Genomic DNA, 26,645 nt, shown 5'->3' on the forward strand with positions numbered 1-26,645 from the left:
ATCAGCAAGATGATCGCTCTCACGCGCCCATTTTGCCCAGTGAGTCGCTCAATTTGACAGGAAAGTGATGTCCGGGGCGCTGCGCAATCGGCCCTAGCCGAGCGTTTTGGCTGTTACATCCCGCAGCGACTTGAGTTCCGCCATCGTGTCGTCGAGCTGTTTTCGCTGTTCGGCCAATTCGAGCATCTGCCGGTCGGCAAGGGCCACCCATTCGCGCATCTGTGCTTGGGTGCCTTCATGTTCATAGATCAAGAGCCACTGGCGGATGTCTTCAAGCGAGAACCCGAAACGCCGCCCGCGCAAGATCAGTGTCATCCGGGCCAATTCTTTGGGGCCATAGAACCGTGCGCGCCCTTCCTTCTCGGGGCTGAGCAGCTCGATATATTCGTAATACCGCAACGTCCGCGGTGTGACGTCGAATTTCGCGCACATCTCTTTAAATGACAAACGAGTGCCCGGCATCATTCTCTCCCTTCCAGTAAGCGTAACCCTAACCACGCAATGGGGCAACTGGCGGATGATGTCTGAGCGGTGTTCATCCTCATAAAGTGAAATGGTGGCCAATCTCGGAAAACGGATATACCCAAGCGCAAGACAGTTCAGGAGTGCGCATGTCCGACCTATCAAAGACCCAACGTGATGCCATTGCCCGCAAGTTTATCGAAGCAATCCCGCATGCGCGCGAATTGGGCATGGAACTGACCGAGATTGGCGATGGCAGGGCTGTCATCGGCATGGACTATGACGCCCGTTTGGTGGGTGACCCCGAAACAGGTGTGATCCACGGCGGGGCGGTCTCTGCTTTGATGGATACCTGCGCGGGGGCGGCGGTCATGGCGCATCCTGCGGCCCCGATTGCCACTGCGACACTCGACTTGCGCATTGACTACATGCGCCCCGCAACCCCCGGTGACCGCATTACGGCAACCGCGGAATGCTATCATGTCACCCGCTCGGTGGCCTTTATCCGTGCCACAGCCGTCGATGCCGATCCCACACGCCCCGTGGCCACGGCAACGGGTGCGTTCACGATTGAAAGTGCAAAACCATGAACCGCCAACCCGAGCCTGTTCAGGTGATCAAGCAACGCCGCGACGCGACCTTGCAAAAGCTGGTAGCGGGTGTGCCCTATATCCAGTTTCTGGGCATCCAGATTGACCGTCGCGGAGACGAGTTGACCGCGATCCTGCCCTATGCGGACAAGCTGATCGGCAACCCGATGTTGCCCGCGATCCACGGCGGTGTGACGGCAGCCTTTCTGGAGGTGACGGCCATTGTCGAACTGAGCTGGGCGATGATCTGGGAAGATATGGAGGCCGGCAAGGTCAGCGAAGACGCCCCGCGCATTCAACTGCCAAAGACGATTGATTTTACCGTGGATTACCTGCGCTCTGGCCTGCCCCGCGATGCCTATGCCCGCGCAAGGGTGAATAGGTCGGGTCGGCGCTATGCGTCAGTCCATGTGGAGACATGGCAGGACAACCGCAGCCGATTGATGGCCCAAGCGACAGGGCATTTCCTGATGCCAGACCGCGATGGCTGATGTCGCTTTGCTCACCCATCGGCGGGTGCTGGCCATTGCGATCCCGATCGTTCTGGCCAATGCGACCGTCCCGATCTTGGGCGTCGTCGATACCGCCGTTGTCGGGCAGTTGGGCGAAGCCGCCCCGATTGGCGCTGTGGGTATCGGCGCGATCATCCTGTCGGCGGTCTATTGGATATTCGGTTTTCTGCGGATGGGCACGACCGGGCTGACCTCGCAAGCTGCTGGGGCAGGGGATCAGGACGAGGTGCAGGCCCTCTTGTCGCGCGCCTTGCTGATCGGGATTGCTGCGGGGCTGGTCATCATTGCCGCGCAAGTGCCGATTTTTCTGGGTGCGTTCTGGGTTTCGCCCGCCAGTGCAGAGGTCGAGGATCTTGCCCGCGACTATATGACGATCCGCGTTTGGTCTGCACCGGCCACTATTGCTCTTTACGGCATCACAGGTTGGCTGATCGCGCAGGAACGGACGCGGGCGGTGCTTGTGCTGCAAGTCGCGATGAACGGAGCGAATATCGCGCTCAGTTTCTATCTGGGCTTGGCGTTGGAATGGGGCGTGCAGGGCGTGGCCTGGGCCACATTTGCGGCGGAATGGGCTGGGCTCGCGCTGGGCCTTTGGTTTTGCCGCGATGCCTTTGCCGGTACCGCCTGGCGCACGGCGGCGCGTGTGTTCGATATCGTCCGGCTCAAGCATATGGCGGTGGTGAATACCGATATCCTGATCCGGTCAGTGCTTTTGCAGGCGATCTTTGTCAGCTTTCTGCTTTACGGGTCCGATTTCGGCGATGTGCAACTGGCCGCGAACCAGATCCTGATGCAGTTTCTGAATGTCACCGCCTATGCGCTGGATGGGTTTGCCTTCGCAGCAGAGGCGATGGTGGGCCAGGCGCTTGGCGCGCGCGCGCGGGCGGCCTTGCGGCGCAGTGCTGTGCTCAGCAGCCTTTGGGGTGCGGGTATTTGTGCGGTGCTGGCGCTTTGCTTTGCGCTTTTTGGTGGCATCGTCATTGATCTGATGACAACAGCCCCAGAGGTCCGCGACGCCGCCCGCATCTATCTGCCCTATATGGTGGCAGCCCCGATTGTCGGGGTCGCGGCTTGGATGCTGGACGGGATTTTCATCGGGGCGACCCGCACCAAAGACATGCGCAACATGATGCTGATCTCGACCGTGATCTACTTTGCGTCGGTGATTCCGCTGATGGCAGCTTTTGGCAATCACGGTCTTTGGGTCGGTTTGCTGCTCAGCTTTGTGGTGCGCGGGGTGACTTTGGCGTGGAAATATCCGGCATTGGAAGCGCAGGCTGACAACGCCCGTTCAGGTCCAGTCGCTGCGGCCTGATCCGACGGCCTCGGCCACATTGGCGAACCCGTCGCGTTTCAGCAGGGCATCAAGGCCAGACGCGATATCGCCTGCCAAGGAGATGCCGCCATAGACAAGAGCGGTGTAAAGCTGCACCGCCGCCGCGCCCGCGCGGATTTTCTGATAGGCCTGTTCGGCAGTGCTGACGCCGCCAACCCCGATGATCGGCAAGGTGGTCAGGCCCGACACCTGTGCCAAGACGCGCGTTGATTTCTCGAAAAGCGGCTGACCGGATAGCCCGCCCTGTTCGGCTTTGTGCGGCCCGTGCAGCCCGTCACGATCAAGCGTCGTATTGGTCGCGATGATCGCCGCGATGCCAGAGGCATTGGCGACTTCGGCGACCTCTGCAATCTCGTCACTGGTCAGGTCCGGGGCGATCTTCAGGAAGATCGGGATCGGGTTGGCGAGGCGCGCTTGCGCCTCCATCACGCCAGCAAGCAATGCTGCAAGCGCTGCCTTGCCTTGCAGATCGCGCAGCTTTTCGGTGTTGGGTGAGGACACATTGACGGTCGCGAAATCCACCACTGCTCCGCAATGGGCAAGGACCGTCGCAAAATCCGCGGATTTATCAAGGCTGTCTTTGTTGGCGCCAAGGTTCAAGCCGATCGCGGCACCTTTGGGGCGGGCGGCGAGGCGGGTCGCAATTGCGTCCATCCCGTCGTTGTTGAAGCCAAAGCGATTGATCGCGGCCTTGTCTTGGGCCAGCCGGAAAAGCCGGGGTTTGGGGTTCCCGGGTTGCGGGCGAGGGGTCGCGGCACCGACCTCGAGAAAACCGAAACCGGTGCGGGACAGGGCGTGCAAGGCCGTCGCATTCTTGTCGAAACCGGCAGCAAGACCGACTGGGTTAGGCAGATCGAGACCCGCCAATTTAGTGCGCAAACGCGCAGAGGTCACAGGCCCGCTGCGGGGGCCAAGCCCTGCATTCAGCGCCCTGAGCGCGAGACCATGGGCAGTCTCGGGATCGATCCGGCGCAAGGCGGTCAGCCCGATCTGTTCGAGCGCTTTCATGTCAGGTCGGGGAACTGGTGGATGCCGCCCACAAGCGGCAGCGGCCTGCTCCAGAGCACATCATCCATCCGCAGCTTGCGATAAAGGTGCGGGAAAAGCACGCCTTCGCGGGCCGGTTCCCATTTCAACGGATCAAGCCCCTCGGCGTCAATCGCAAGCAAGACCAGCCCATCAACATGCGCAAAATACTTCGCCGCTGTTTCGGCCACGGTCTCGGCGGTCGAAAAATGGATATAGCCATCGCTGACGTCGATAGGCGCGCCGGTCGTTTCACCGTCGGCTTGCAGGGCGGCCCATTCGGCAGCACGGAATATCTTGTAGATCAACATAACCGCGTCATGGCCTTTGCGCAAAAAATGGTCAAGCGCCTGATGATTTGCGAATTGACGCAAGGGCGGGGGTAGAGAGGGGTTATTGGGTTTGACTCTCACAGGAGCGCTCGCCAAGCTGAGGGCATTCCAACCTTGGGGGACTTGATCCAATGAATTCACGTATAATGATGACCACCTGTGCACTGGCACTTTCGGCAAGCGCTGCATCAGCCGATTACACGCTGCACATCATCCACACCAACGACTTGCACAGCCGCATTGAGCCGATCAATGCCTTTGATTCGACCTGCAACGCGGAAGCCAACGCTGCTGGCGAATGCTTTGGCGGCGTGGCGCGCGTTGTAACGAAGATCAATGAGTTGCGCGAACAGCTCGCCGGGCAAAACGTGCTCGTCCTTGATGCCGGCGACCAGTATCAGGGCAGCCTGATGTACACGACCTACAAAGGCGATGTCGAAGCCGAGTTCATGAACGTGATCGGCTATGACGTGATGGCTGTCGGGAACCACGAGTTCGATGATGGCGACGAAGGCCTGCGTAAATTGACGGATGCGGTGTCGTTTCCGGTCATCTCTGGCAATATTGACGTGTCCCGTTCGAACGTGCTGGCCGGTCAGGTTGAGAACCATGTCATCCTAGAAGTCGGTGGCGAGAGGATCGCGATCATCTCCGCGCTTGCGGCGGATACCGTGGAAACTTCCAGCCCTTCGGATGCGGTCATCTTTACCAACGAGATCGAAAGCCTGAGCGCGGATGTCGCCACACTTGAAGCTGAGGGCGTGACAAAGATCATCGCCTTGACCCATGTTGGCGTGACCAAGGACATGGCGATTGCAGAGGCAGTTGACGGCATTGATGCCGTTGTCGGTGGCCACTCGCACACCCTGTTTTCGAACACAGAAGAAGGCGCCATGGCCTATCCGACGATGGTTGGCGATACGCCTGTCGTGCAGGCCTATGCCTATTCGAAATACGTCGGTCTGCTGACCTTGGTGTTTGATGACGCAGGCAACGTCACCTCTGCAACAGGTGATACGATCCTGCTGGACGCGAGCGTCGCAGAAGATGCTGCATCCGTTGCACGCGTTGCTGAACTGGCTGGCCCGATTGAAGAAATGAAAACACGGATCGTTGCCGACGCGGTTGAAGCGATTGAAGGTGACCGATCTGTTTGCCGCGCCATGGAATGTCCAATGGGCAACCTTGTTGCGGATGCGATGCTTGACCGCGTTGCAGATCAGGGCATTCAGATCGCAATCCAGAACGGTGGGGGCTTGCGCGCCTCGATCGACGCGGGCGAAGTCACCATGGGTGAGGTTCTGACCGTCCTGCCGTTCCAGAATACGCTGTCTACGTTCCAGGTCTCTGGTGCCGCGATGGTCGCCGCTCTTGAAAACGGTGTCAGCCAGATCGAAGAAGGCGCAGGCCGTTTCCCGCAGGTCGCAGGCATCAGCTTTTCGGTTGATGCAGCAGCGCCAGCCGGAGCCCGCGTTTCTGACGTGATGGTGGGTGGTGTCGCGATCGACCTGGATGCGATTTATGGTGTCGTTTCAAACAACTACGTGCGTAACGGTGGTGACGGTTACAGCATGTTCGAAGATGCGATGAATGCCTATGACTTCGGTCCCGATCTGGCGGATGTCACAGCAGAATACATCGCCGCGAATGCGCCGTACCAGCCATACACCGATGGTCGTATTACGATGAAGTAAGCCGATCTTTCACAGGCAAAAAAGACGCGCCGCGGGCACCCCGTGGCGCGTTTTTCCGTTCTTGATACCTCTGACGGGGATATTTCTGAGCAAAAGAGGCCAGCGGTTGCTTGACGCGCTGCCTGCGGTGCCATAATTCACCAAAACGGACGCGGGCGTTGTGTAATGGTAAGACCCTTGCCTTCCAAGCAAGAGACGCGGGTTCGATTCCCGCCGCCCGCTCCAAGACATCCATGCATATGAAAATACCTCAGATGCGATTGGTCGCCTTGTGAAACGCTCGGTTCAGTTTTAAGACACCCTGAGTGAATTTGAGGACTGTGCATGGCCGAGACCCAAAGACCGAAACCCGAAGACCGCCCTGTCGGCAAAAAAGTGGGCGCATTGCGCGCGCTTTGGCCTTTCATGAAGGTCTATCGGTGGAACATGATCGGCGCTTCGGTCGCACTGGTTTTCACCGCAATGGTTTCGCTCAGTCTGCCGATTGCGGCGGGGCGTGTTGTCGATACATTCGGGCTGGCCAGCGGCGAGATCAGCCAGCATTTCGTCACGATGCTGACCATCGCGGTGCTGCTCGCCTTTGGCACGGCGCTGCGTTATTTTCTTGTCACGCGGTTGGGTGAACGTGTGGTCGCGGATATCCGCAAAGCGGTGTTCAACCGCATGATCAGCATGAGCCCTGCGTTCTACGAAAAGATTATGACCGGCGAAGTACTCAGCCGGATCACGACCGATACGACGCTGATCCTTTCGGTGATCGGCAGTTCGGTTTCCATTGCTTTGCGCAACATCCTGATCTTCATCGGCGGTGTGATCCTGATGCTGCTGACATCGGTCAAGATGAGCGTCATGGTCCTTTGGCCGATCCCCGTAGTCTTGTTTCCGATCCTGTTTCTGGGCCGCCGCGTGCGGAGCCTGTCCAAGGAAAATCAGGACCTGATCGCGGAATCAAGCGGCGATGCCTCCGAGCAGTTGTTGTCGGCGCAAACAGTACAGGCCTTTACTCATGAGGCGCTAAGCCGCGCCAAATTCGACGAGGTCACAGAGCAAAGCTACAGGTCCGCCCGCAAGCGGATTCTGACGCGTGCGATGTTGACAGCCATCGTGATCTTTATGGTCTTTGCTGCGATCGTCCTGTTCCTGCAAATGGGATCGCAGGATGTGGTTGCCGGTGAAATCACCGAAGGCGGGCTGGTGCAGTTCATGATCTATACGATCATGGTGGGCGGCGCAGTCGCGGCCCTGTCCGAGGTATGGGGCGAGCTCCAGCGCGCTGCCGGTGCGACCGAGCGTTTGGTCGAACTACTGACCGCGGAAGATACGGTGCAAGACCCCGCAGAACCCAAGGTCTTGGCCGCACCTGTCAAAGGCGCGTTGCGCTTTGACAACGTCAAGTTCCACTACCCTTCGCGGCCGCAAATTTCGGCCCTTGCCGGGATCAATCTCGATATCACGCCCGGTGAAACTGTGGCCCTTGTCGGGCCGTCGGGGGCAGGCAAAAGCACGATCATCCAGATGGTCCAGCGGTTCTATGACCCGCAAGAGGGTGCCGTGCGGATCGACGGCATAGACCTGCGCGATCTCCACCGCGCTGATTTCCGCAAGTACATTGCCCTTGTGCCGCAAGATCCGGTCATCTTTGCAGATACCGCGCGCGAGAATATCCGTTTTGGCCGCCCGACAGCGACGGATGCTGAGGTGGAAGAGGCGGCAAAGGCTGCAGCAGCTTATGATTTCCTGAAGGCCCTGCCGGACGGTTTTGAAAGCTATGTCGGCGAACGCGGTGTCATGCTTTCGGGTGGGCAAAAGCAGCGGATTGCGATTGCCCGCGCGATCCTGCGAGATGCGCCGATCTTGTTGCTGGACGAAGCGACAAGTGCGCTGGATGCCGAAAGCGAATATGCCGTGCAGCGTGCTGTTGAAGAACTGGCCAAAAGCCGCACGACATTGATTGTGGCACACCGTCTGGCCACCGTGAAAAAAGCGGACCGGATCATTGTGTTGGAGGACGGGCAGATCGTCGCCCAAGGCACCCATGACGCGCTTGTGGCCCAAGGCGGGCTTTATGCGCGGCTGGCGCGTTTACAATTTACCGAAGGCGTCGCCGCCGAATAAATCCTTTTTTCGCAGCGTCAGGCTTGTGATTATCCGCGATTGTCCGCACCTTGCATCCACAGGGAGGCTACGCAGGTGTGTGGCAAAGGAACGGGGGAGGAGACGACATGGCGTTTGCAACTGTCGCAGATCGTGATGCAATCGAAAATGAAATGCCGTGGGCGGCGCGGGATGTACCCGTCACCACCTATGGCCTGATTACGCAGACCGCTGACAAACACGGCAGCCGCAAGGCTGTCAGCTTTAGCCTGTTTTCCGATCCAGAGGCGAAATGCGAAACGCTGAGCTGGAATGAAGTGCGCGGCAAGACCGGGCAGGCCGCCAATATGTTCCGCAAACTGGGTGTCGGTGAAACCGATGTCGTGGCTTATCTGATGCCGAACGCAACCGAAACGGTGCTGACCTATCTGGGCGGGCAGGTGGCAGGTATCGTCAATCCGATCAATCCACTGCTCGAGGCTGAACAGATCGCCGCAATCCTGCGCGAGACGAATGCAAAAGTGCTTGTCACGCTCAAAGCATTCCCCAAGACCGATGTGGCCCAAAAAGCGGCCGAGGCGGTAAGGCTGGCACCGAATGTGACCCATGTGCTCGAGGTTGATTTGCTGCGCTACCTGACCGGCCTGAAGCGCTTGATTGTGCCATTGATCCGCCCCAAGAACCCAGTTGCACACAAAGCGAAGGTTCTCGATTTCAATGCCGAACTGAACAAACAGCCCACAACGCTCCAGTTTCATGACAGCACGACCGACCGTGTGGCCGCCTACTTCCACACCGGAGGCACGACGGGGATGCCAAAGGTTGTGCAGCATCGCTATTCCGGGATCGTCTATAATGCCTGGCTGGGCGACAGGCTCTTGTTTACCGAACAGGATGTGCAAATCTGTCCATTGCCGCTTTTCCACGTCTTTGCGACCATCGTGTCTTTGGGGGCGTCTTTGGGGTCTGGCGCGCAGATCGTTTTCCCGACACCGCAAGGCTATCGCGGGGAGGGGGTCTTTGACAATTTCTGGAAGCTGATCGAGAAGCACAAGGTCACCTTTATGATCACCGTGCCCACGGCCATGTCGGCACTGATGCAGCGCAAGGTGGATGCGGATATCTCGACCCTGCGGCTGGCCTTTTGCGGTTCGGCCCCTTTGCCACTGGAACTTTACCGCCGTTTCGAAGCGGCGGCAGGTGTGACCATCTGCGAGGGCTATGGCCTGACAGAGGCGACCTGTCTGGTGTCGATCAACCCCCCGATCGGTGAAAAACGGGTGGGGTCCATCGGCGTGCCATTCCCCTATACGGACGTCAAGATCATGTCCCCTGCCACGGGGATGGAAATGGGTATCGACGAGATCGGGGAAATCTGCGTCAGCAGTCCGGGGGTATATGGCGGCAAGACCTACACCGAAGACGAAAAGAATAGCGGCCTCTTTTACTCTGGGGCACAGAGTGACGCGCAATACCTGCGGACGGGCGATCTGGGCCGAAAGGACGCAGACGGTTATCTTTGGATCACAGGCCGTGCAAAGGATCTGATCATTCGCGGTGGACACAACATTGACCCTGCCGAGATCGAAGAGGCCTTGGCCGGGCACGATGCCGTCGCTTTTGCAGGGGCCATCGGGCAGCCGGACTTGCATGCGGGTGAAGTGCCGTGTGCCTATGTCGAATTGGTCGAAGGGGCCAAGGTGACACCGGAAGAATTGATGGCTTTTGCCAAAGACCATATCCACGAACGTGCGGCACACCCCAAGAGTATAGAAATATTGGACGAGTTGCCAAAAACGGCTGTTGGCAAAATCTTCAAACCGGATTTGCGCAAGCGTGCCATCACACGGATCTACGATGCAGCCTTGCACGATCTTGCCGCCGAAGTCCGCGAGGTCAGCGAGGACAAGCGGCGCGGTTTGGTTGCGCAAATTGCCAAGACAGGCGATGTGACAGAAGCAGAAATCGGCAAAGCTTTGAATGCCTACACTATCCCTTGGGAATTGGCGGACTAAGTCACGCTCTGAGTAATGAATAAAGGAAGAACTGCGATGACAAAACTTGCGTTTTTGGGCCTTGGTGTCATGGGCTACCCGATGGCAGGGCACTTGCAAGCCGCGGGGCACGATGTGACGGTCTATAACCGCACTGCCGCCAAGGCTGAAAAATGGGTCGCGCAGCACGGCGGTGCAATGGGCGCCACTCCTGCCATCGCGGCCACTGGCGCAGAGGTTGTTCTGGCCTGTGTCGGGAATGATGATGACCTGCGTTCCGTCTGCCTTGGAGAGGATGGTGCATTTGCAACGATGGCACCGGGATCGATTTTTGTGGATCACACAACGGTGTCTGCCGCCGTCACCCAGGAATTGCACGCGATTGCCGCCGAAAAGGGAATCGCTTTTGTTGACGCCCCTGTTTCAGGCGGGCAGGCAGGCGCTGAAAACGGTGCGCTGTCGGTCATGTGTGGCGGCGCGGCAGAGAGCTATGACAAGGCCGAGGCCATCATAGCCGCCTATGCAAAGCTCTGCCGACGGTTGGGTGACAGTGGTGCGGGGCAAATGACAAAGATGTGCAACCAGATTGCGATTGCCGGACTGGTGCAAGGCCTGTCCGAAGCGCTGCATTTCGCCCAGAAAGCGGGGCTTGACGGGCGCGCTGTGGTCGAAGTGATTTCGCAAGGTGCGGCGGGAAGTTGGCAAATGTCGAACCGCTATCAGACCATGCTGGACGACAAATGGGACCATGGTTTCGCTGTCGACTGGATGCGCAAGGATTTGGGCATTTGCCTGGCCACGGCCAATGACAATGGTGCCAGCCTGCCGGTGACGGCTTTGGTCGATCAGTTTTACAAGGATGTGCAGAAACTCGGTGGTGGGCGCTGGGATACGTCGTCTTTGCTCAAGCGACTGCAGGCGATGGACTAGGGGCTATCCGCCCTGATCCCCTCCGACACTTTGGTCTGTGACCTGCCGCGCTGCAGATCATTTGTGCGCCTCATGCGCAAAATTGCTGATCTGCAAAAACCCTAGAAAAGCGTGATTGCTTCGGGTTTCGGCAGGACCTGTGCGATGGGTCTGATCTCGGGCGGCGGCCCGGAAACCTGAAGCTGCCGCGCGGCCCCGGTTGACGGGGTAAACTGGATACGGCGTGCTTTCTGGCCGCCCAAGCTTTGCGAGACGCAGGGGATACCCTCGCGCGCCAGAAATTCCAGCGCGAAGACAGCATTCGAGTGGCCGATATCCCGCGCGTGATCTGTCATGCGCGCGCCCCCAAACAGTTTTGCCTGCAATGCGCGTCGGTCACCGCCGGCGCGCAAGACCCGATTGATCAGGAGTTCCATGGCATTGACGCCATACTTCAGGTCGTCCCCCCGCGCCTGACCATCCCCGGCCAGCAAGAAATGGTTCATCCCACCAACATGCGCCCGCGGATCAAAAAGACAGACCGCGACACATGAACCCAGTACCGTGGACATAATCACATGCGGGTCCGATGAGACTGCATAATCGCCTTGAACAACGGTAATCGTTTTTTGTTGTACGGTCATGCGCGGGCCTTTGCATGGCATGCTTGTAGCAAAGCAGGGCCAATCTTCTGGATCGGCAATTGTTGGGTCACGGCACCCATTTCCATTGCCATGCGTGGCATGCCGTAGACGACGCTCGTGGCTTCGTCTTGGCCAAGCGTGACGGCACCCGCATGACGGAGTGCCAATAATCCTTGCGCGCCGTCGCGCCCCATGCCCGTCAAAAGCGCCGCCACAACATGCGGGGCATAGCCAATCGCAGAACTGAACAATGCGTCGATCGACGGTCGATGACCCGAGATAAGAGTGTCCTCAAGCAATTTGATCCGGAGCGTACCGGATATCGACAAGGCAAGATGAGTGGCATCACCTGGCGCAAGATAGATATGGCCCTTGCAAAGCGGTTTGCCGTCCTGTGCCGCTTCCACTCTTGCCTCGGTCGCCCCGTCAAGCAGCCGGATCAGGCTTTGTGCATAACGTCCACCTGTATGTTGAACGATCATTGTAGGTGGGCAGTTAGCACAAAAATGACCAATCACCTGACACAGCGCGTCGATCCCACCAGTCGACGCACCAATCAGCAGGATCTTTCTGGGATCATATCTGTCCGAGGTGAGCGGTGCAGATTTCTGCACAAACGGGTGCTTGCGGCGGGCAACGAAGGTCGCTTTGCGGATGGCATCACAGACCTCTACCGCAGAGCCGGCGGCACTCACGGTGATCGTGTCCTTTGCGGTAAAGTTGTGCGATCCAGGGTCGTCCTGCGTCATCATGACCACACATCCTGTGTGCATGATCCTGAAAAGCGACGCCAAGATTTCGAACTCCGGACAGTTGGCAAGCGCGTCCGCAATCAGGACGCAGTCGGGATTGTTGTGTTCAGCGTAATTGTAGGTTTCCGTGAGCGAGGATGTTGTGACGCAGGCAAAATCTACGGCATTTGATGTGATTTTTTCACGCAGTTTTTCCCGCGCGGTAGAACATGAATGAGCGATCAGTACATGCATATCGGGTGGTCCAATTTCTTGCTCTTTGGCGTGGGTTCTGGGGGCAAATCTTCGTCGCAAGCGTCGCTCTTTTGTCCCCGAAGATGTGCTTTGGTCCGCATTCTTGCTGATGACCCGCAGACCACATCGCTCTAGTCGCGCGCGGGTATGACGGTTCCCCGGTTTCACTCAGGGCGTGTCACTCAAAACAACTCCACATCAGCCTCCAGGGAATGATTGTAAATGTCGTATCCTTGCTTGGGCCGCGCCACGATCTGATCCCTCAATTTCTGAAGTTTGATTGGGGCAATCACCCGATCCAGATCGACCGACAAACCCGTTGGAAGATCATCCGCGATACGTTCAAGCAGTCGTTTTGTTTCTTCCAGGGACTGGGTCACAAAATCGACCGACTGCAACTTTGCGCCGGTTGCTTGACAAGGTTTTGACTGCGCATGGCTCAGCAATATCTCCTGTTCCAAAGTCTTGATTGCAACAACAATGCCCTCCAAGCAAAGCGAAGTGTTTTGCAGCACCTGCTTAAGACTTTGATGCGGGGTCTGTGCCTGATGGTCCGTCAATGTCATAGTTTTCCAACAACGCTTTCTATGCATTGCCGCATGCTGGCTGTTGAAAAGGGTTTCTTGATGATGTTGTTCAGCCCCAAGGCTTTCCCTTTTGCGACAAGATCCGGTGTCGGATTACCTGTCACAAGGATAAAACCAATCCGCGCTGTCGTTCGATTTTGACGCAAGGCCTGGAGCAGTTGCAAACCATCCATTCCGGGCATGTTGTAGTCTGACAAGACAAGATGAACCGGATCAGTGATCAGTTTCTTGAGCGCCGCTTGGCCGTCATTCTCAGCTTGGTTTTTCCAGATCCCCATTTCCTCAATCGCTTGGATCAAGAGCCCGCGACTGACACCCATGTCATCCACCACCATAACCCTCAAAGAATCTTTCAAGCTCATGTTCGGTCTCCTTCAGGTTTTTTGTTTGACTGCCGTCCGGGCATCTTGTTTTTTTGATAGCTGGTGATGCCAACGCTGCTGAATTGAGACATGGCCGGCCCACTGAGCCGCTCTGAGTGTCCGATCATCAGGTACCCGTCATCTGTCAGGACATCCGCAAACCTTTCCCAAAGGCGTGCCTGGGTGCCTTTGTCGAAGTAGATTGCGGCATTGCGACAGAAGATCACGTCGAATTTTCGACGCATGGGCCAGTCCGCGATCAGGTTGAGCTCGCCAAACGAGACCATTTTGCGCACCTTGTCATTTATGGCGATTTGCCCCTCATCTGTGGTCCTTTGCGCGATCAGGATTTGACGCCAACTGGGGGGAATGGCCTTGAGCTGATCTTTTGGGAACAACGCTTGCTTTGCTGCATGAACGACCTGCGGGTCGAGGTCCGTTGCCAGTACTTTGATGTCAAGGTTGCAAACATCTGGTGAGGCCGCGATCAGGGCTGCCGCCATGCAATAGGCCTCTTGCCCTGATGAACAGGCCGATGACCAAAGTCGGACACTTTGGCCCATCTTCGACTTTTCAATCAGCTTTGGTGCGATTGTCTCTTTGAGAAACTCAAAGTGGTGAAGTTCTCGGAAAAAATGTGTGACATTCGTCGTCAAAGCAGACAGGAACTGTCCGTGCTCTGCTGCACCATCTGGCCGTTGCAGGAGTGCGCAGTATTCTTCGAAGCTCTTCAACTGCAACGCCCGGAGGCGTTTTGCGAGGCGCGAATAGACCAGTGGTTTCTTTGAGGGCTGCAGGGACAAGCCATAGCGCTTGTTGGCCTGGTCCGCGATCATCTGGAAATCACGGTCGGAGAACTGATAGTCAAGTCCTTCAAAGTCGGCCTGTTTTGCAGCGGCAGTACTCATGCTGCGGCCTGCTCGCCGTCACGCAAAAGCGCCTCGAGGTCGATGATTTTGGTCATGTCATCGCCAACTGGGATGATGCCTTGAATGGACCGGGTTGTGAGGTCCTCGGTTCCGCTGGGTGTTTCGCGCACGACACCTGACTCGATTCCAAGAATTTCGGATACTGATTCAACCAACAGTCCAACAATCCGGTCTTCGATCGCTGTGATGATGATCACATGGCGCTGTGTCGGCGCAATCGCGGAAAACCCAAGTTTCGCGGCAAGATCAATGATCGGAATGACAGCACCCCGCAGGTTGATCACGCCAAGGATGTGCTTGGGCGAATGCGGCAGCAGCGTCACCGGAGACCAGCGCCTGATCTCGCGAATTTGGGTGATTTCGATGCAAAAGTTTTGTCCACCGGCAACGAGTGTAACAAATTCGATTTGCTTCGAGCCGGTGAGGTCAAGAACTGGTGACATAGGCTTCTTCTTTTTTGGAGTGAAATGGAGCGGTTTGCGTTTTCGGTTTGGTCGATGAAATCGCGTCGGGGTCGATAATCAGAGCGATTTTGCCATCGCCGAGAATTGTGGCGCCCGAGATCCCGAAAATTTCGCCATAGTTGCCTTGCATGCTTTTGACGACAACTTGGCGTTGGTCATGAATCTCGTCCACGGCCAGAGCGCATTGTGCGACTGTTTCGGTCTGCAGCAGCAAGAGAACGCGATCGGTCAGCAGGGATTTGGATGATGCGGTGCCAAGCCGGTCGGCGAGATCAATGATTGGCACATACTCACCTCTGACCCGCAGAAGTGTGTTGTTCAAACCAAGCTTTGACAGGTCCGCCTCGACCGGTCGGATCGTTTCCAGAATACTTGCAATCGGTACCACCATCGTCTGCCCTGCAACACTGATGATCATCCCATCCATGACAGCCAACGTAAGCGGAAGCGTGATCGAGAAAGTGGTGCCTTCTCCCGGGACGGTATTGATGGTCACGCGCCCACCAAGTGCCGTGATTGCCGTCTTCACAACATCCATCCCGACACCCCGGCCCGAGAGATTTGTGATCGCGTCCGCCGTCGAGAACCCGGGGGCAAAAAGCAGATTGTCGATCTCTTGATCTGACAGATGGTCATCAGACCGGATCAGCCCCTTCTTGATCGCAATTTCGCGGATCCGGGGCCGGTTCAGGCCTGCTCCATCGTCGATAATCTCAATCACGATACTGCCAGAGCGTTGACTGGCCGTAAGGCGCAGTGTGCCGGTCGTAGGCTTTCCCGCCTCTGCACGTACTTGCGGCTTTTCGATCCCGTGGTCGATTGCATTTCTGATCATATGGGTCAGCGGGTCGGCAAGTCGTTCCACCACGATCTTGTCAACCTCGGTCGCCTCGCCTTCTGTGATCAGGTCAACGCTTTTGCCTGTCGCATCTGCCGCTTCGCGCGCGATCCGCAGCATCCGCTGGAACAAGGGCTTTACCGGTTGCGCACGAATGGCCATCACGCCTTCCTGAATTTCGCGTGCGAGCAATTTATAGTCGTCAAGATCGCCGAAAAGCTCTGCGCTATTGGGCAGTGCTGCTTCTGCGATACGCTGCGAAATGACGGATTGATTGATGATCAACTCGCCCACTGCATTGATCAGGCGGTCAACCCTTTCCGGGTCAACGCGCAATGTGCTTGCTGTCCGCTTGCTCGATTTTTCGGTTTTTGCCAGCGATTGTGCTTCAGAATCAACGACATCCAAAACCGGACCTTCCGCTGCGAGACCGGTAGCTTCATCTGTCGCATCAAGAGGATCCGGACCCTGTTCATCAGGTGCGGGCAAATCTGTACCTGTCTCATCCAAGACCTCTTCTATCTTGAGATCACACAGATCGTCCACGAACTGAAAGATGTCCCGGATGGCAAAATCATCTAGAAGATCTTCGATCTCGACTTGCCAAAGAAGATAGCCTTCCGTCCAAGAGAAATCGGAAAATCTGTCGGGCAAGGCGTCAGTCTGAACCGTTGTCGTGCAGGTTCCGATTTTCTCTAGCGCTGCGAGGATGAGCGTGGGATCGTTACCGGTCGCATAGAATGCGTGATCTGGCCGAAATGTGACTTTGAAGCGCCGGTTTGTCTCTGGTGGGTCAAAGGCAAGTGAAAGCGCTTCGAAGACAAATTCTTCTTCCGGCTCCGCCTCTTTGCCAAGGAACGTCTGCAGTTCGGCAATGACAGGATCCACCTGATCGCGATTGGCGGGAAGTTCGTCGCGCGCCGCATCAACCAGATCCGCGAGGATATCACCAGCTCTTTGAAGGACACGCAGCAGGTTATCGTCCGCAGCAAGCCGATGCGCGCGCAACTCGTCCAGGACAGTTTCGAACTTATGGGCAAAGCCTACCAGATCTTCGAGTGCAAAGGCACCAGCGGCCCCTTTGATGGAGTGCACCGCCCGGAAAACGGCATTGACCGTTTCATCGTCAGCCTGCCCGTTGCACATATCGGTGAGCCCCTCGTTCAGGGCGACAAGCAAGTCTTCGCATTCTTCAAAGAAGGCTTCTAGGATGGCGCGGTCGATCATCAAACAGCCCCCGTCAGTCGTTTGATGACAGAGACCAAGGAGGCATCGTCGAACGGTTTGACGATCCAACCCGTGGCCCCCGCTTTGCGCGCCCGTTCCTTGAGGTCTGCCCCGCTTTCCGTTGTCAGAACAAGCACGGGCACCGCGCGATTCACGTCACCGTTTCGGATATCCTCGATCACACCAAAGCCGTCCTTGTTGGGCATGTTCACGTCGGTGATGACGAGGTCAGCATTGGATTGCTGAAATTTTGCGACGCCTTCAACACCGTCGACCGCGGTCGTCACTTTGAAGCCCGCATTTTCGAGTGTTGCTGTCAGCAGCGTGCGGATTGTGCGGGAATCGTCGATTGCAAGAATATGCGTCGTCATGCGCTGGCTCCGTCCACGGTTAGAAAATCGCTTAACCCAAGGCTTTTCAGATCGTCGTGCAACGCTTGCGATGCAGCGCAAAGATGAAAATCCCGGTCATTGGCTGCCCAAGCTTTCGCGCCCATCGTCAAGAGTTGGGCGCACAGGCCGCTGAGGCGGGTCACGTCCTGGCAATTGATTTGCACGTCTTGATCCTGTGCTGCGTTCAGAAAGTCAAAAAGGTGATGACAGTCTTCCATTCGCGTCACTGCGGGCAGGTCGTAAGTGGCGGGTGCGGTCGTCATATGCAAAAAATTCCAGAGCGATGAGGTCAGCTGCTTTGTTGCAGGCTCCGGACTTATGCGGGGCGATGGCTTAATTTCGCGTAAATGCTGTTGTGGATTTCTACACCGGTTCGCCAAACGCAGATCATCGCGCTGACCTGCGACAAACGCCGCCGGTTTTTCGGGTATCTGCTCGACATCTGATTTGGAACGCGAATATGCTGGTCAAAAGGCAAAAAGCAGATCGTCCGATGTTCGAAAGCCAAAGTGAATGAAGTCGTTTCACCGTGTACTCTGGGCAATATGTTGCGTTGCCATCCCCTCTTCGGCCGCACTTGCAGAGGGGCTTGGTGGACTGTCGCAAGCTGTCGACACTCCGCGCCCTGCATCAGGTATAGCCGAAGAACTGACAGTCATCTTCGACTACCGCGAAGATTACCGCGCACTTTCATTCGGGTTTCAACCCAGTGACCGCCTTGAGATCGGCATCAGCTTTCCAGCCTATGACACCGGCACCGGGTCATCGAGCGGGAATGAACTGAGTTTCGGTTTGCGCCTCCTGGATGAAGGCCCGTTTATTCCCAGCTTATCCGCCGGTATCGTGGGTTTCGGGAGCGATGACCGGGGCTCGGGAGAGTATATCGTTGCCGGCAAGACCTTTGGATCGCTTCATGCTGCGGTCGGGCTGGGCTGGGGGCGCTATGCCTTGCAGAACACGCCGGAACGCGGCAGCGACGAAGGGACGATCAGGACGGATCATCTGTTTGCTGGCGATACTGCACCTTTCGCAAGCCTTGTTTGGAACACCGGCATTGAAGGACTGGTTGTCGCGGCAGAATACAGTGGTTTGTCAGGCGACGCGGCCGAAGACACCTATGCGGCCAGCCTCAGCTACGAGGTTTTCGACGGCCTGACGGTGTCAGGTCTGGTCAACAATCAAGACAGCCTTGGCCTGCGTCTGTCTTTCCAAGCAAATCCGACGCGCGCTGTGCTTCAAGACAACATCGGGCGCGGGCCGCATCCTTATCTGGAAAACACTGCGGCGCGGGCGAACCGGCCGCAACCGAATGCGCAGCAAGTCTTTGACCTGCTCGAAGAACGGTTGGAAAAAGAGGATATCCAGATCTCCCGCTTTGCAATGGGGGATCAGACGATTGATATCACAGCTTCATCGCGCAGTGATGTGAACGTCGCACGCACAACGGGGCGCGTTCTCAGGGTCCTGTCTGCCGTTGCACCCGCACGGATCACGACATTCCGTGTGACGCAAAATACCGGAGCTTTCGATAGCGCGGTGATGGTTGTTGATCGTGCCGGGCTTGATCGCGCGATCGGTCAGCCGGACGCGGCGGAACAGGCATGGAATGCCACGAGCTTTGCGGCAAGCCCCATGGAAAGGCCTGACGCGCTTCATGAATCCGTATTCGAACCCGGCCTGACCTATGGCATTCTGCCTTCATTCAAGGCGGATTTCGTCACCTCCGACAGCCTTGAACTGACAGGGACCCTGACCGCGAATGCGCGCTACAGCTTTTCACCGCAGACCTTGATTGAAGGGGCGCTTGGCTATCGTTTCCTTAATCAATGGACACAGGCCGATCCACCCGCAGAGCCCGGCATCCGCTCTGATCTGACATCCTATACGCCCGACGAAATCTACCTGCAGTCCCTGACCACCCGCCACAGGTTCCGGCTTGCGCCACAGCTTTATAGCCGCGTGTCGGCGGGCCTGTTCGAGCGGGCCTATGGTGGCGTGAGTGGTGAAGTGATCTGGCGGGCTCCAGAGCAGAATTTTGCGCTTGGGTTGGAAGCAACCTATGTCCAAAAACGCGCCTATGAGGACTGGTTCGGGTTTGAAGATGCGGATGCAACGACAGTGATTGGCAGTCTTTACGCCAATGTCGGGCAGAATGGCGACTTCATCATTCTGGACGCGGGACAGCATCTTGCAGGCGACTTTGCGGTGGGGCTGACCGTCGGGCGCAACTATAGCAACGGATGGCGGATCGCCGCTTCGACAAGCTGGAGCGAGGAAACGGATGCACCGCTCAAGTTCGGGGCAGCCTTGGCCATTCCTTTGTCATGGACTACGCCGCAGGGTGGCAAAGGCACGACAGACTTGTCAGTCGGCGGCCCGTCCGGTGATTTCGGCTCTCGCGTCAGCGGAACCGGATTGCTTTACGATGAATTGCGCGCCTCTGACAGAAAACGCATCGAAGATGCCTGGGGGGAGTTCTGGAATTGATAAAGGCTCTTCTAGCTGGCGCGATGGCCTTGGCCCTGAGCGGTTGCATGGCAACACTCGGGCAGGTGGGTCAAGCGATCATGAACCCTGCCATAGATGAGGAAATGCGGATTCCGACCGTGAACCGCGCAGCGATCGAGGCTGCCGATTTGGCCGCCGTGATGATGATCAGCCCGTCCAGCAACATTGCAACGGTCGGTGTCGCAATCCAAATGCGGGAAGGGCGGATCAACTATAGTTCCAACGATAACCGGGGTGTGACGCTGCAGGGTGGACTTGTTTATGCGACGCTTGGATTAGGCACAAATCTTCAGGCGGTCCGGACACAAGCGGATGATCCTTTGGTCACCGAGGCTGCCGCAGGGGCATGGCCAACCGAAGTCACACGGACCTACGTGCTGTCGCAACGGGGTACGGTGTATCGCGAGATCGAGACCCGCTGCACGCATGTGCAAGGTGCGCGCGCGCAGATCGACGTCGTCGGGGTGATGCGTGATGTGGTCGAGGTCGGTGAAATCTGCAAGACTGCGGAAGGGCTGCGCTTTGCCAATGTGCACTACCTCGATGTCCGGTCCGGTCGGATCTGGAGAACCAGCCAGTGGACCGGTCCGATCCAAGGCAACGTGCAAGTTGATGTGATCGATCAATTCGACCCTGATGCGTGACCCGTCAGCGCGTTTGATGCGGACCATTTGCGCGTGCCATGAGGATCGTTTTCGGGGGTAAGCGGCGTACAGATTGCACTGGGTCCGTCCGGTATTGCAAAGGGTGACGCCAAGCGCCTGTTTCCTGCGGCACACCTGACGGGTGCAGCTGGCTGTTAGTCGGAATACATCTGCCGCAGGATGTTCTTTTGCACTTTACCCATCGCATTGCGGGGGAGACTGTCGTGAATGACATAGCGTTTGGGTCGCTTGAATGCGGCCAGCGCGCTTGCAACATGCGCCTGCACGCCAGCCAGATCGAAAGCCTCATGCTCGGTGACAAGCGCTGCCACCACTTGTTCGCCCAGATCGGGATCGGGAATGCCGAAAACGGCGCTTTCCTCGATACCGTCTATCGCGTTCAGCAGGTCCTCTACCTCTTTGGGGTAAATGTTGTAGCCCCCTGAAATAACGAGATCTTTTTGGCGTCCCACAATGCTGACGCGGCCTTCGGAATCGATCACGCCCAGATCGCCTGTGATGAAAAAGCCATTTGTCCGCAAGTCTTCACGGGTCTTGTCCGGCATGTTCCAATAGCCTTGAAACACGTTGTCACCGCGCACTTCGATCATCCCAACCTCGCCATGCGGGAGCGGATGCCCGTCTTGGGTGACCACAACCTCAATGCCCGGCAGGGCAAATCCGACGGTGCCCGCGATGCGTGCGCCAGCGTAGGGGTTTGAGGTGATCATATTGGTTTCCGTCATGCCGTAGCGTTCCAGAATCTGGTGGCCTGTTCGTGCCGCAAAGGCGGTATGTGTCTCGGCCAGAAGCGGCGCGCTGCCTGAAATGAAAAGACGCATCTTGGCGCAGGTTTCTGCCGAGAAACGATGGTCATTCAGCAGGCGGGTGTAGAAGGTCGGTACCCCCATGACCAAAGTGGCCTCTGGAAGTGCGGCTATGAAACCGTCGAGGTCAAAGCGCGCCATAAAGCGGACACAGGCGCCCGAAAGCAGGCTGGTATTCATCGCCACAAAAAGCCCGTGGGTATGAAAGATGGGCAGCGCATGGAGCAGGTTGTCCTTGTCTGTGATTTGCCAAAGTGCGGTCAGTGCACTGGCATTGGACAACAGATTGCGATGGGACATCATCGCGCCTTTGGCGCGACCGGTCGTGCCCGACGTATAAAGCAGCCCCGCCAAGTCATCAGGCCCGCGCGGCACGGGATCGCAGTGCGGCTTTGCACCACTTGCTGCAAGGGAAAGAGTACCTGTTTCCCCATCATCCAAGGTCATAACGCGCGCCGCGATTGGCTGGCACAGGCGGCGCATCATCTCTTCTGTGGCGGCGGCACAAACCACAAGCTTTGGCGTGGCATCTGCCAGAAAATAGCCCAGCTCGGCTTCGGTATAAGCGTTGTTGAGCGGCAGATAGACGGCACCAGCCTGCAAGCTGCCTGCATAGAGCGCCATCGCATCAGCGGTTTTTGGAACCTGAGCAACAACGCGGTCGCCCGGCTGAACACCCGCATCCAGCAGGACGTTTGCCATTTGCGCTGCGCGGCGCACAAACGCATCATATGTGGTCGTGACGCCATGATCATCAACGAGAAAAGGTGCCGGATTCCCGGCATGCGGTGCAATCAGCGCATCATAAAGGACATTTGTCACGAGAGCGGCCTTCTTGGATGTTACTTGCGTCATGGCATCGCCGAAGGCAGCGCTGCAGTCAAGCGACGCAAGGGGCCAATTGTGCCAAACGCGGCACAGGGCAGGGAGGCTAACCCTTTCAAAGGGCTTCAAATACTTTTGGAGTGCCCTATATGTAGGGATGAGTTTTCACAGTATGACATGCGCGAGAGGCGCAATATTCTGGATGGGCCTGTGCGCAAGACGATGACGGATGATACCTCCCCGGGACTGCCACGCCGCTTGGTGTTGGCCGGATTGGGTGCGGCTGTGCTTGCGGGTGGATCGGTGGCCTTGGCTACCTTGGGGCAAGTGACGGCACCGGGCACAGACAGTTTTCGGTTTGCCCGTGGCACGGCCTTTGCGGCAGGCGAAGAGGACCGGCTGCGCGCCTTTTTGTTGCAAGCTGCGCGTGATGAGCGGATCCACGTTGTCGCGACTGGCCACAGTGGCACAACGGGTGATCCCGAGGCCAATCGCGCATTGAGCGTCGCCCGCGCTGATATGGCCCGCGCAATCGCGGTCGAAATGGGGATCGGGCCTGAACGGATTGCCTCTGCGGGCGTGGGTGGTGCAGCACCTTTTGCACAGCCCCAAGATGTCACCGATCGGGCATGGCAGGCCCAATTGGCACGGGTCGATGTGAGCTTGCAGGTGCGGCGATGAAACCATCGGTCTTGCCTTGGGCAGCCTTGATCGTCTCGGTCATACTCGCTGTGGGGTTTGCGCTTTTGGTGCGGCTCCCCTTGCCTTTTGACGGATTTGCGACAGCGACGGCTGCTGTGCTGGCCTTTGGTCTGACCCTTGTTCTGGGGATGCTGGCCCCTGCACATTGGATCTGGACTGACGCGGAACGGTTGCGCCATGCCTTTGGCTTGCGCCATGGTTTGTCCGATTTGCGGTCCGGCAATGTGTTGAGTGCCATCACAACGGCACATGGCCGTGCTGACGCACTGCGGCGCGCGGCCGCGAATTTTCAACCGCCCCTAGATGCCCGCACCCGCGCGGTGGCGGATCGTATGGATGCTGTCGCACGCGAGCTGTTCTACGACCCGGATGCCCTGTCGGTGCACCGTGAAAGCCTGATCCGGACCGAACTGATCGAAGAAGCGGTCATCACCCATGCCAGTTTGCGGCTGCGTGGGCAATCAGACATCAACGCGACCCAGATTGCGGAAAGCCGGGCCAAGGTCGACACAGCCCTTGCCGCCCTTGAAGAGGCATTTGACCGCAACGAAAACCGGTTGGCAGATCAGTTGCTACACAAGGTTGATATCTCCTCTGCCACCGCTGAATTGCTGCTGCGACGGCGGAGTGTTTAGGACATGAAAGGACGATACATGATACGCAGAACCCTCTCGATCGCGGCACTGGCCGTCTTTGGGATCAATGGGGCGGCACATGCGGCTCCCGGCGATTTGCTGGCCGAAACCGTCACAACAGATGTGCGGGATTGCCGATCAGGCTGGAATCCGCAGATGCCACTGATTGCATGGGGTGCTGACGGTGTCGTGGCATGGGCCAATGGCGCATCACTCGCGCCCAACGGCGGGTTGTTGGGTGATGCTGATCTGTCCTTGTCACTCAGCGTAAAAGACAATTTCGAGACGCAGCTTGAAGATTACCTGCAATGTCAAACGCCTTTCCTGCGCGGGACCTTGGGCATGTTGGCGGCCGCAGCGCCAGTGACGCAAGATGATCCGCGCACCGAGCAGATTGTCATCTTCAAGCATTCGTTTTCCGCCGGAGACGGCATTGTCGGTGGCGCGGGCATTGGCCAGATCGCGGATCTTGCAGGCAAGCGGATCGCAATTCAGGCCAATGGACCGCATGTCGATTTTGTGGGCCGGATCCTTGCCGACGGCGGGCTGAGCTTTGACGATGTCGAGATCGTCTGGACAGCGGACCTGACAGGCGAAGGCGATACACCCTCTGCTGCCTTGGCAGACGGGCGTGCTGACGCGGCTGCCGTGATTTTGCCCGATGCGCGGTTCCTCACATCTGACGGAACAGTGGGCACGGGCGCGGAAGGCTCTGTGCGGGGCGCGAGCATCCTGATCTCAACCCAGGAAGCCGCCTCTGTGATCGGTGACTATATCTCGGTGCGGGCCGACTATTTTGACGCCAACCGCGATCAGATCGCACAGATGGTCAACATCCTGTTTCGCGCAGAAGAGCAGATGCGAAGCTTTATGGCCGCAGAAGGCGATCCGCGTCGTGCGCAAATGGCGGCGCTGATGGCACGGGAGTTTCTGGGCGGCCTGCCGGATGAAGAAGGGGTGTTCCTCTGGCTGGACGCGATCACAGACGGCTGGTCCGGCAATGCCCGCCACTTTGCCGACCCCAATGAACCACGCCGCTATGACGTGCTCCTGGAAGAAGTGAATATTGCTTTGCGCGGAGCAGGGCGGCTCAGCGCGCCTGCGCGGCTGGCGATTGCTGACTGGGACTATACTGCGCTGACTGCTGGGCTAAGCAATCTGGATGAACGCCAGATTGCGGCCTTTGATCCCGAGGCGGCGGCCGCCGCCGTGCGCACCCTGCGCCGGACCGGGCAGTTGGACGCAAACACGCGGATCGACTTTGAGGTCTTCTTTGCCCCCGATTCAACGGCTTTCCCTGTCGCCCTTTACGAGGCCGATTTCCAAGAGATTTTGCGGCTTGCATCAACCTATTCGGGGGCCATCATCACCGTAGAAGGGCATTCTGATCCGCTTTACTTCTTGCAGCGCGAACAAGATGGGGCTGACAACACCGAGCTGCGCGCCATTCGGACATCGGCGCAAAACCTGTCGCTTGATCGCGCCATCGCTGTGGTTGATGCCCTTGACGGCTATGCAAGCGATACCGGTTTGCGGATGAACCGTGACCAGTTCACCGTTGACGGGGTGGGCATCACAAGCCCGCGCCACAATCCGCCCCAAACCGAAGCGCAATGGCGTGAAAACATGCGCGTCGTCTTCCGGGTTCTGACTGTTCAGGCGGAGGCTACAACCTTCGCTCCGCTCCAGTAGGGGGTGCATGCGCATGGCCAGTCCAACCAAGAACATAGGCTATATCGCTGCTGGCTTGATCGTGCTTTATGCGATTGGGCAATTCACCCAGTTTGGCAGCAACGATGAAGCGGCAAACACGCCTGTCATGCCGAACTGGGCCGCGATCGCGTCATGGCCCGGGATAGATGCTGCCGAGGTAGAGGCCTTGCCCGATCCTAACCGCGTCTACACGGCGATTGTCCTCGACGATTCAGGGTCGATGGGTCAGGACATGGAAGCGGCCAAAACTGCTGTCCTTGCCTCTTTGGAGGCGATGAAAGACACAGATGCAGTCGCGGTCATCGCACTGAATGACGGATTGATCCTGCCGTTCATGGCGGTTGCCGATGCGCGTACAGCCTTGCCTGCGCCCTTGTCACGGGTGTTCAGCGACGGCTCGACGCCGCTGACCCGCGCGCTGAAAACGGCCCGTCAGGGCTTGGCAGAGGAAGCGGCAAAGGTGGGCGGCTTCGGGACATATCGGATTCTTGTGACAACGGATGGCGTCGCCGACAACGGTGATCTCTTGCGCGCGGAAATCGAGGATATTGCCCGCCAGACCCCCATTCAGATCGCCACAATCGGAGTGGGCCTTACCGGGCAACATGTCTTGCGGCGGCCAGACCTTGCCGCCTTTGTTTCGGTCAGCGATGTCTCTGGCCTTGCCGATGCACTGCGGACAGCCATTGCTGAAGAACAGGTGTTTTCAGCCATCACCAGCTTTGGGAGCGAATAATGGGACGCCGCGTCGATCTGACATGGGAAGAATGGAACCCCGGCCTTGATACCGACGACATGACAATCGCTGAGGTTCTGGCCACACTGCCTGCGGCCAATGCCGATGATGTCCCAGAGATCATCAAGAAATATGAAAACCCCGAAAGCCCTGATGCCTTGCCCGGTGCGATCCATCTCAACCGGCATGATTGCATTCATGTCTTGCTGGGGCGGGGCCTGCATGTGCAGGACGAAGCCTTTATCATCGGTGTCACGATGGGCGCTGCCTCGGAGATCACGCAAGAACACATTGATACGTTCATCCGTGTGTCGACACAGGATTATCCCAAGCACTGGCGTTTCGAAGAGGCGCATATCGCCTCTTACCTGCTGGGCATCGGCTATGCGCAGGACAACCTACCGGGCAAGAACCTGCATCTGATCCCGCTTGAGAAGGAGCCTTGGCAATCCATGACCGTCAAAGCGGCACGCAAGGCGCTGGATATGTCCAAACACGAGCTTCGCGCCTATTATCGCAAAGCTGAAATTCTGGTTCCCGGCACGCCCGCCACCCGCAGGCTTGACACCTCCGCGCACCGCACCGACCGCAGCCTCAATCGGCCAGAGGACTGAACAGGGCAAAAGACGTGGGTCTGGGTGGTCACGGTTTCTGCGTCAAAGCGAAAACCATTGGCA

At 57.7% G+C, this 26,645-nt stretch carries 27 protein-coding genes and 1 tRNA gene; 15 read left to right on the forward strand and 13 right to left on the reverse strand.

Features of this window, described 5'->3' with window-relative positions; translation table 11 throughout:
- Positions 1-93: 93 nt before the first annotated feature.
- On the reverse strand, positions 94-462 hold the full coding sequence (locus NWQ23_RS08265; RefSeq protein ID WP_306165806.1) for a MerR family DNA-binding transcriptional regulator: 369 nt from the start codon (positions 460-462) through the stop codon (positions 94-96).
- 149 nt (positions 463-611) lie between these two features.
- Here NWQ23_RS08265 and NWQ23_RS08270 point away from each other — a divergent pair, with 149 nt between their 5' ends.
- The 3 genes from NWQ23_RS08270 to NWQ23_RS08280 are packed head-to-tail and all read left to right on the forward strand — an operon-like array spanning position 612 to position 2,879.
- Complete coding sequence (locus tag NWQ23_RS08270) at positions 612-1,052, forward strand: PaaI family thioesterase (protein WP_306165807.1); 441 nt, start codon at positions 612-614, stop codon at positions 1,050-1,052.
- Positions 1,049-1,543, forward strand: a complete 495-nt coding sequence (locus NWQ23_RS08275; RefSeq protein ID WP_306165808.1) for a PaaI family thioesterase — start codon at positions 1,049-1,051, stop codon at positions 1,541-1,543. The genes NWQ23_RS08270 and NWQ23_RS08275 overlap by 4 nt, the downstream gene beginning before the upstream one ends.
- Positions 1,536-2,879 (forward strand): MATE family efflux transporter, encoded by a 1,344-nt coding sequence (locus NWQ23_RS08280; RefSeq protein WP_306165809.1) that lies wholly within the window; start codon positions 1,536-1,538, stop codon positions 2,877-2,879. Before NWQ23_RS08275 ends, NWQ23_RS08280 begins: the two co-directional genes overlap by 8 nt.
- Here the strand turns inward: NWQ23_RS08280 and NWQ23_RS08285 are convergent.
- Together NWQ23_RS08285 and NWQ23_RS08290 are read right to left on the reverse strand one after the other, a co-directional pair.
- Complete coding sequence (locus NWQ23_RS08285) at positions 2,856-3,908, reverse strand: quinone-dependent dihydroorotate dehydrogenase (RefSeq protein WP_306165810.1); 1,053 nt, start codon at positions 3,906-3,908, stop codon at positions 2,856-2,858. The genes NWQ23_RS08280 and NWQ23_RS08285 overlap by 24 nt on opposite strands.
- Positions 3,905-4,237, reverse strand: coding sequence for a DUF952 domain-containing protein (locus NWQ23_RS08290; RefSeq protein ID WP_306165811.1), 333 nt, complete (start codon positions 4,235-4,237; stop codon positions 3,905-3,907). Before NWQ23_RS08290 ends, NWQ23_RS08285 begins: the two co-directional genes overlap by 4 nt.
- Positions 4,238-4,389: 152 nt before the next feature.
- Between NWQ23_RS08290 and NWQ23_RS08295 the strand changes: the two genes are divergently transcribed.
- From NWQ23_RS08295 to NWQ23_RS08315, 5 genes are all read left to right on the forward strand, one after another.
- Positions 4,390-5,952 carry a bifunctional UDP-sugar hydrolase/5'-nucleotidase gene (locus tag NWQ23_RS08295; RefSeq protein ID WP_306165812.1) on the forward strand — a complete coding sequence of 521 codons (1,563 nt, stop codon included), beginning with the start codon at positions 4,390-4,392 and terminating at the stop codon, positions 5,950-5,952.
- Positions 5,953-6,103: 151 nt separating this feature from the next.
- A tRNA-Gly gene (locus NWQ23_RS08300) sits at positions 6,104-6,177 on the forward strand.
- A gap of 99 nt (positions 6,178-6,276) precedes the next feature.
- Positions 6,277-8,067: an ABC transporter transmembrane domain-containing protein gene (locus NWQ23_RS08305; protein ID WP_306165813.1), complete on the forward strand. Its 1,791-nt coding sequence runs from the start codon at positions 6,277-6,279 to the stop codon at positions 8,065-8,067.
- A 107-nt stretch (positions 8,068-8,174) separates the two neighbouring features.
- Positions 8,175-10,061, forward strand: coding sequence for an acyl-CoA synthetase (locus NWQ23_RS08310; RefSeq protein WP_306165814.1), 1,887 nt, complete (start codon positions 8,175-8,177; stop codon positions 10,059-10,061).
- Between the two features lie 36 nt (positions 10,062-10,097).
- Positions 10,098-10,970 (forward strand): NAD(P)-dependent oxidoreductase, encoded by an 873-nt coding sequence (locus tag NWQ23_RS08315; RefSeq protein ID WP_306165815.1) that lies wholly within the window; start codon positions 10,098-10,100, stop codon positions 10,968-10,970.
- 101 nt (positions 10,971-11,071) lie between these two features.
- Here NWQ23_RS08315 and NWQ23_RS08320 read toward each other — a convergent pair whose 3' ends face one another.
- The 9 genes from NWQ23_RS08320 to NWQ23_RS08360 all read right to left on the reverse strand — a co-directional run bounded on the left by NWQ23_RS08320 (position 11,072) and on the right by NWQ23_RS08360 (position 17,641).
- The gene (locus NWQ23_RS08320) at positions 11,072-11,593 is read right to left on the reverse strand and encodes a chemotaxis protein CheD (RefSeq protein WP_306165816.1); all 522 of its coding nucleotides are present in this window, start codon (positions 11,591-11,593) and stop codon (positions 11,072-11,074) included.
- Positions 11,590-12,579 carry a CheB methylesterase domain-containing protein gene (locus NWQ23_RS08325; RefSeq protein ID WP_306165817.1) on the reverse strand — a complete coding sequence of 330 codons (990 nt, stop codon included), beginning with the start codon at positions 12,577-12,579 and terminating at the stop codon, positions 11,590-11,592. The genes NWQ23_RS08320 and NWQ23_RS08325 overlap by 4 nt, the downstream gene beginning before the upstream one ends.
- A 182-nt stretch (positions 12,580-12,761) precedes the next feature.
- Positions 12,762-13,145 (reverse strand): hypothetical protein, encoded by a 384-nt coding sequence (locus NWQ23_RS08330; protein ID WP_306165818.1) that lies wholly within the window; start codon positions 13,143-13,145, stop codon positions 12,762-12,764.
- On the reverse strand, positions 13,142-13,528 hold the full coding sequence (locus NWQ23_RS08335; protein WP_306165819.1) for a response regulator: 387 nt from the start codon (positions 13,526-13,528) through the stop codon (positions 13,142-13,144). The genes NWQ23_RS08330 and NWQ23_RS08335 overlap by 4 nt, the downstream gene beginning before the upstream one ends.
- Positions 13,525-14,436, reverse strand: coding sequence for a protein-glutamate O-methyltransferase CheR (locus NWQ23_RS08340; protein WP_306165820.1), 912 nt, complete (start codon positions 14,434-14,436; stop codon positions 13,525-13,527). The genes NWQ23_RS08335 and NWQ23_RS08340 overlap by 4 nt, the downstream gene beginning before the upstream one ends.
- A complete protein-coding gene (locus NWQ23_RS08345; protein WP_306165821.1) occupies positions 14,433-14,900 on the reverse strand; it encodes a chemotaxis protein CheW in 468 nt (155 codons plus the stop codon). The genes NWQ23_RS08340 and NWQ23_RS08345 overlap by 4 nt, the downstream gene beginning before the upstream one ends.
- Positions 14,884-16,986: a chemotaxis protein CheA gene (locus tag NWQ23_RS08350; protein WP_306165822.1), complete on the reverse strand. Its 2,103-nt coding sequence runs from the start codon at positions 16,984-16,986 to the stop codon at positions 14,884-14,886. Before NWQ23_RS08350 ends, NWQ23_RS08345 begins: the two co-directional genes overlap by 17 nt.
- Entirely contained in the window at positions 16,986-17,357 is a 372-nt protein-coding gene (locus NWQ23_RS08355) for a response regulator (protein WP_306165823.1), read from the reverse strand. Before NWQ23_RS08355 ends, NWQ23_RS08350 begins: the two co-directional genes overlap by 1 nt.
- The gene (locus tag NWQ23_RS08360; protein ID WP_306165824.1) at positions 17,354-17,641 is read right to left on the reverse strand and encodes an STAS domain-containing protein; all 288 of its coding nucleotides are present in this window, start codon (positions 17,639-17,641) and stop codon (positions 17,354-17,356) included. The genes NWQ23_RS08355 and NWQ23_RS08360 overlap by 4 nt, the downstream gene beginning before the upstream one ends.
- A gap of 250 nt (positions 17,642-17,891) precedes the next feature.
- On the opposite strand from NWQ23_RS08360, the gene NWQ23_RS08365 reads away from it, so the two are divergent.
- Positions 17,892-19,865: a YjbH domain-containing protein gene (locus NWQ23_RS08365; RefSeq protein ID WP_306165825.1), complete on the forward strand. Its 1,974-nt coding sequence runs from the start codon at positions 17,892-17,894 to the stop codon at positions 19,863-19,865.
- Between the two features lie 47 nt (positions 19,866-19,912).
- Positions 19,913-20,530: a YjbF family lipoprotein gene (locus NWQ23_RS08370; protein WP_306165826.1), complete on the forward strand. Its 618-nt coding sequence runs from the start codon at positions 19,913-19,915 to the stop codon at positions 20,528-20,530.
- A 155-nt stretch (positions 20,531-20,685) separates the two neighbouring features.
- Here the strand turns inward: NWQ23_RS08370 and NWQ23_RS08375 are convergent, their stop codons facing one another.
- Positions 20,686-22,179, reverse strand: coding sequence for an AMP-binding protein (locus NWQ23_RS08375; protein WP_306165833.1), 1,494 nt, complete (start codon positions 22,177-22,179; stop codon positions 20,686-20,688).
- 180 nt (positions 22,180-22,359) lie between these two features.
- Between NWQ23_RS08375 and NWQ23_RS08380 the strand changes: the two genes are divergently transcribed.
- The 5 genes from NWQ23_RS08380 to NWQ23_RS08400 are packed head-to-tail and all read left to right on the forward strand — an operon-like array spanning position 22,360 to position 26,582.
- Positions 22,360-22,863, forward strand: coding sequence for an OmpA family protein (locus NWQ23_RS08380; RefSeq protein ID WP_306165827.1), 504 nt, complete (start codon positions 22,360-22,362; stop codon positions 22,861-22,863).
- Positions 22,860-23,519 carry a hypothetical protein gene (locus NWQ23_RS08385; RefSeq protein ID WP_306165828.1) on the forward strand — a complete coding sequence of 220 codons (660 nt, stop codon included), beginning with the start codon at positions 22,860-22,862 and terminating at the stop codon, positions 23,517-23,519. Before NWQ23_RS08380 ends, NWQ23_RS08385 begins: the two co-directional genes overlap by 4 nt.
- Before the next feature lie 18 nt (positions 23,520-23,537).
- Positions 23,538-25,211 carry an ABC transporter substrate-binding protein gene (locus tag NWQ23_RS08390; RefSeq protein WP_306165829.1) on the forward strand — a complete coding sequence of 558 codons (1,674 nt, stop codon included), beginning with the start codon at positions 23,538-23,540 and terminating at the stop codon, positions 25,209-25,211.
- Positions 25,212-25,224: 13 nt separating this feature from the next.
- On the forward strand, positions 25,225-25,968 hold the full coding sequence (locus NWQ23_RS08395; protein ID WP_306165830.1) for a vWA domain-containing protein: 744 nt from the start codon (positions 25,225-25,227) through the stop codon (positions 25,966-25,968).
- Positions 25,968-26,582 carry a hypothetical protein gene (locus NWQ23_RS08400; protein ID WP_306165831.1) on the forward strand — a complete coding sequence of 205 codons (615 nt, stop codon included), beginning with the start codon at positions 25,968-25,970 and terminating at the stop codon, positions 26,580-26,582. The genes NWQ23_RS08395 and NWQ23_RS08400 overlap by 1 nt, the downstream gene beginning before the upstream one ends.
- Positions 26,583-26,645: the final 63 nt, after the last annotated feature.

Source organism: Yoonia sp. (assembly GCF_030731595.1).
Taxonomy (GTDB): Bacteria; Pseudomonadota; Alphaproteobacteria; order Rhodobacterales; family Rhodobacteraceae; genus Yoonia.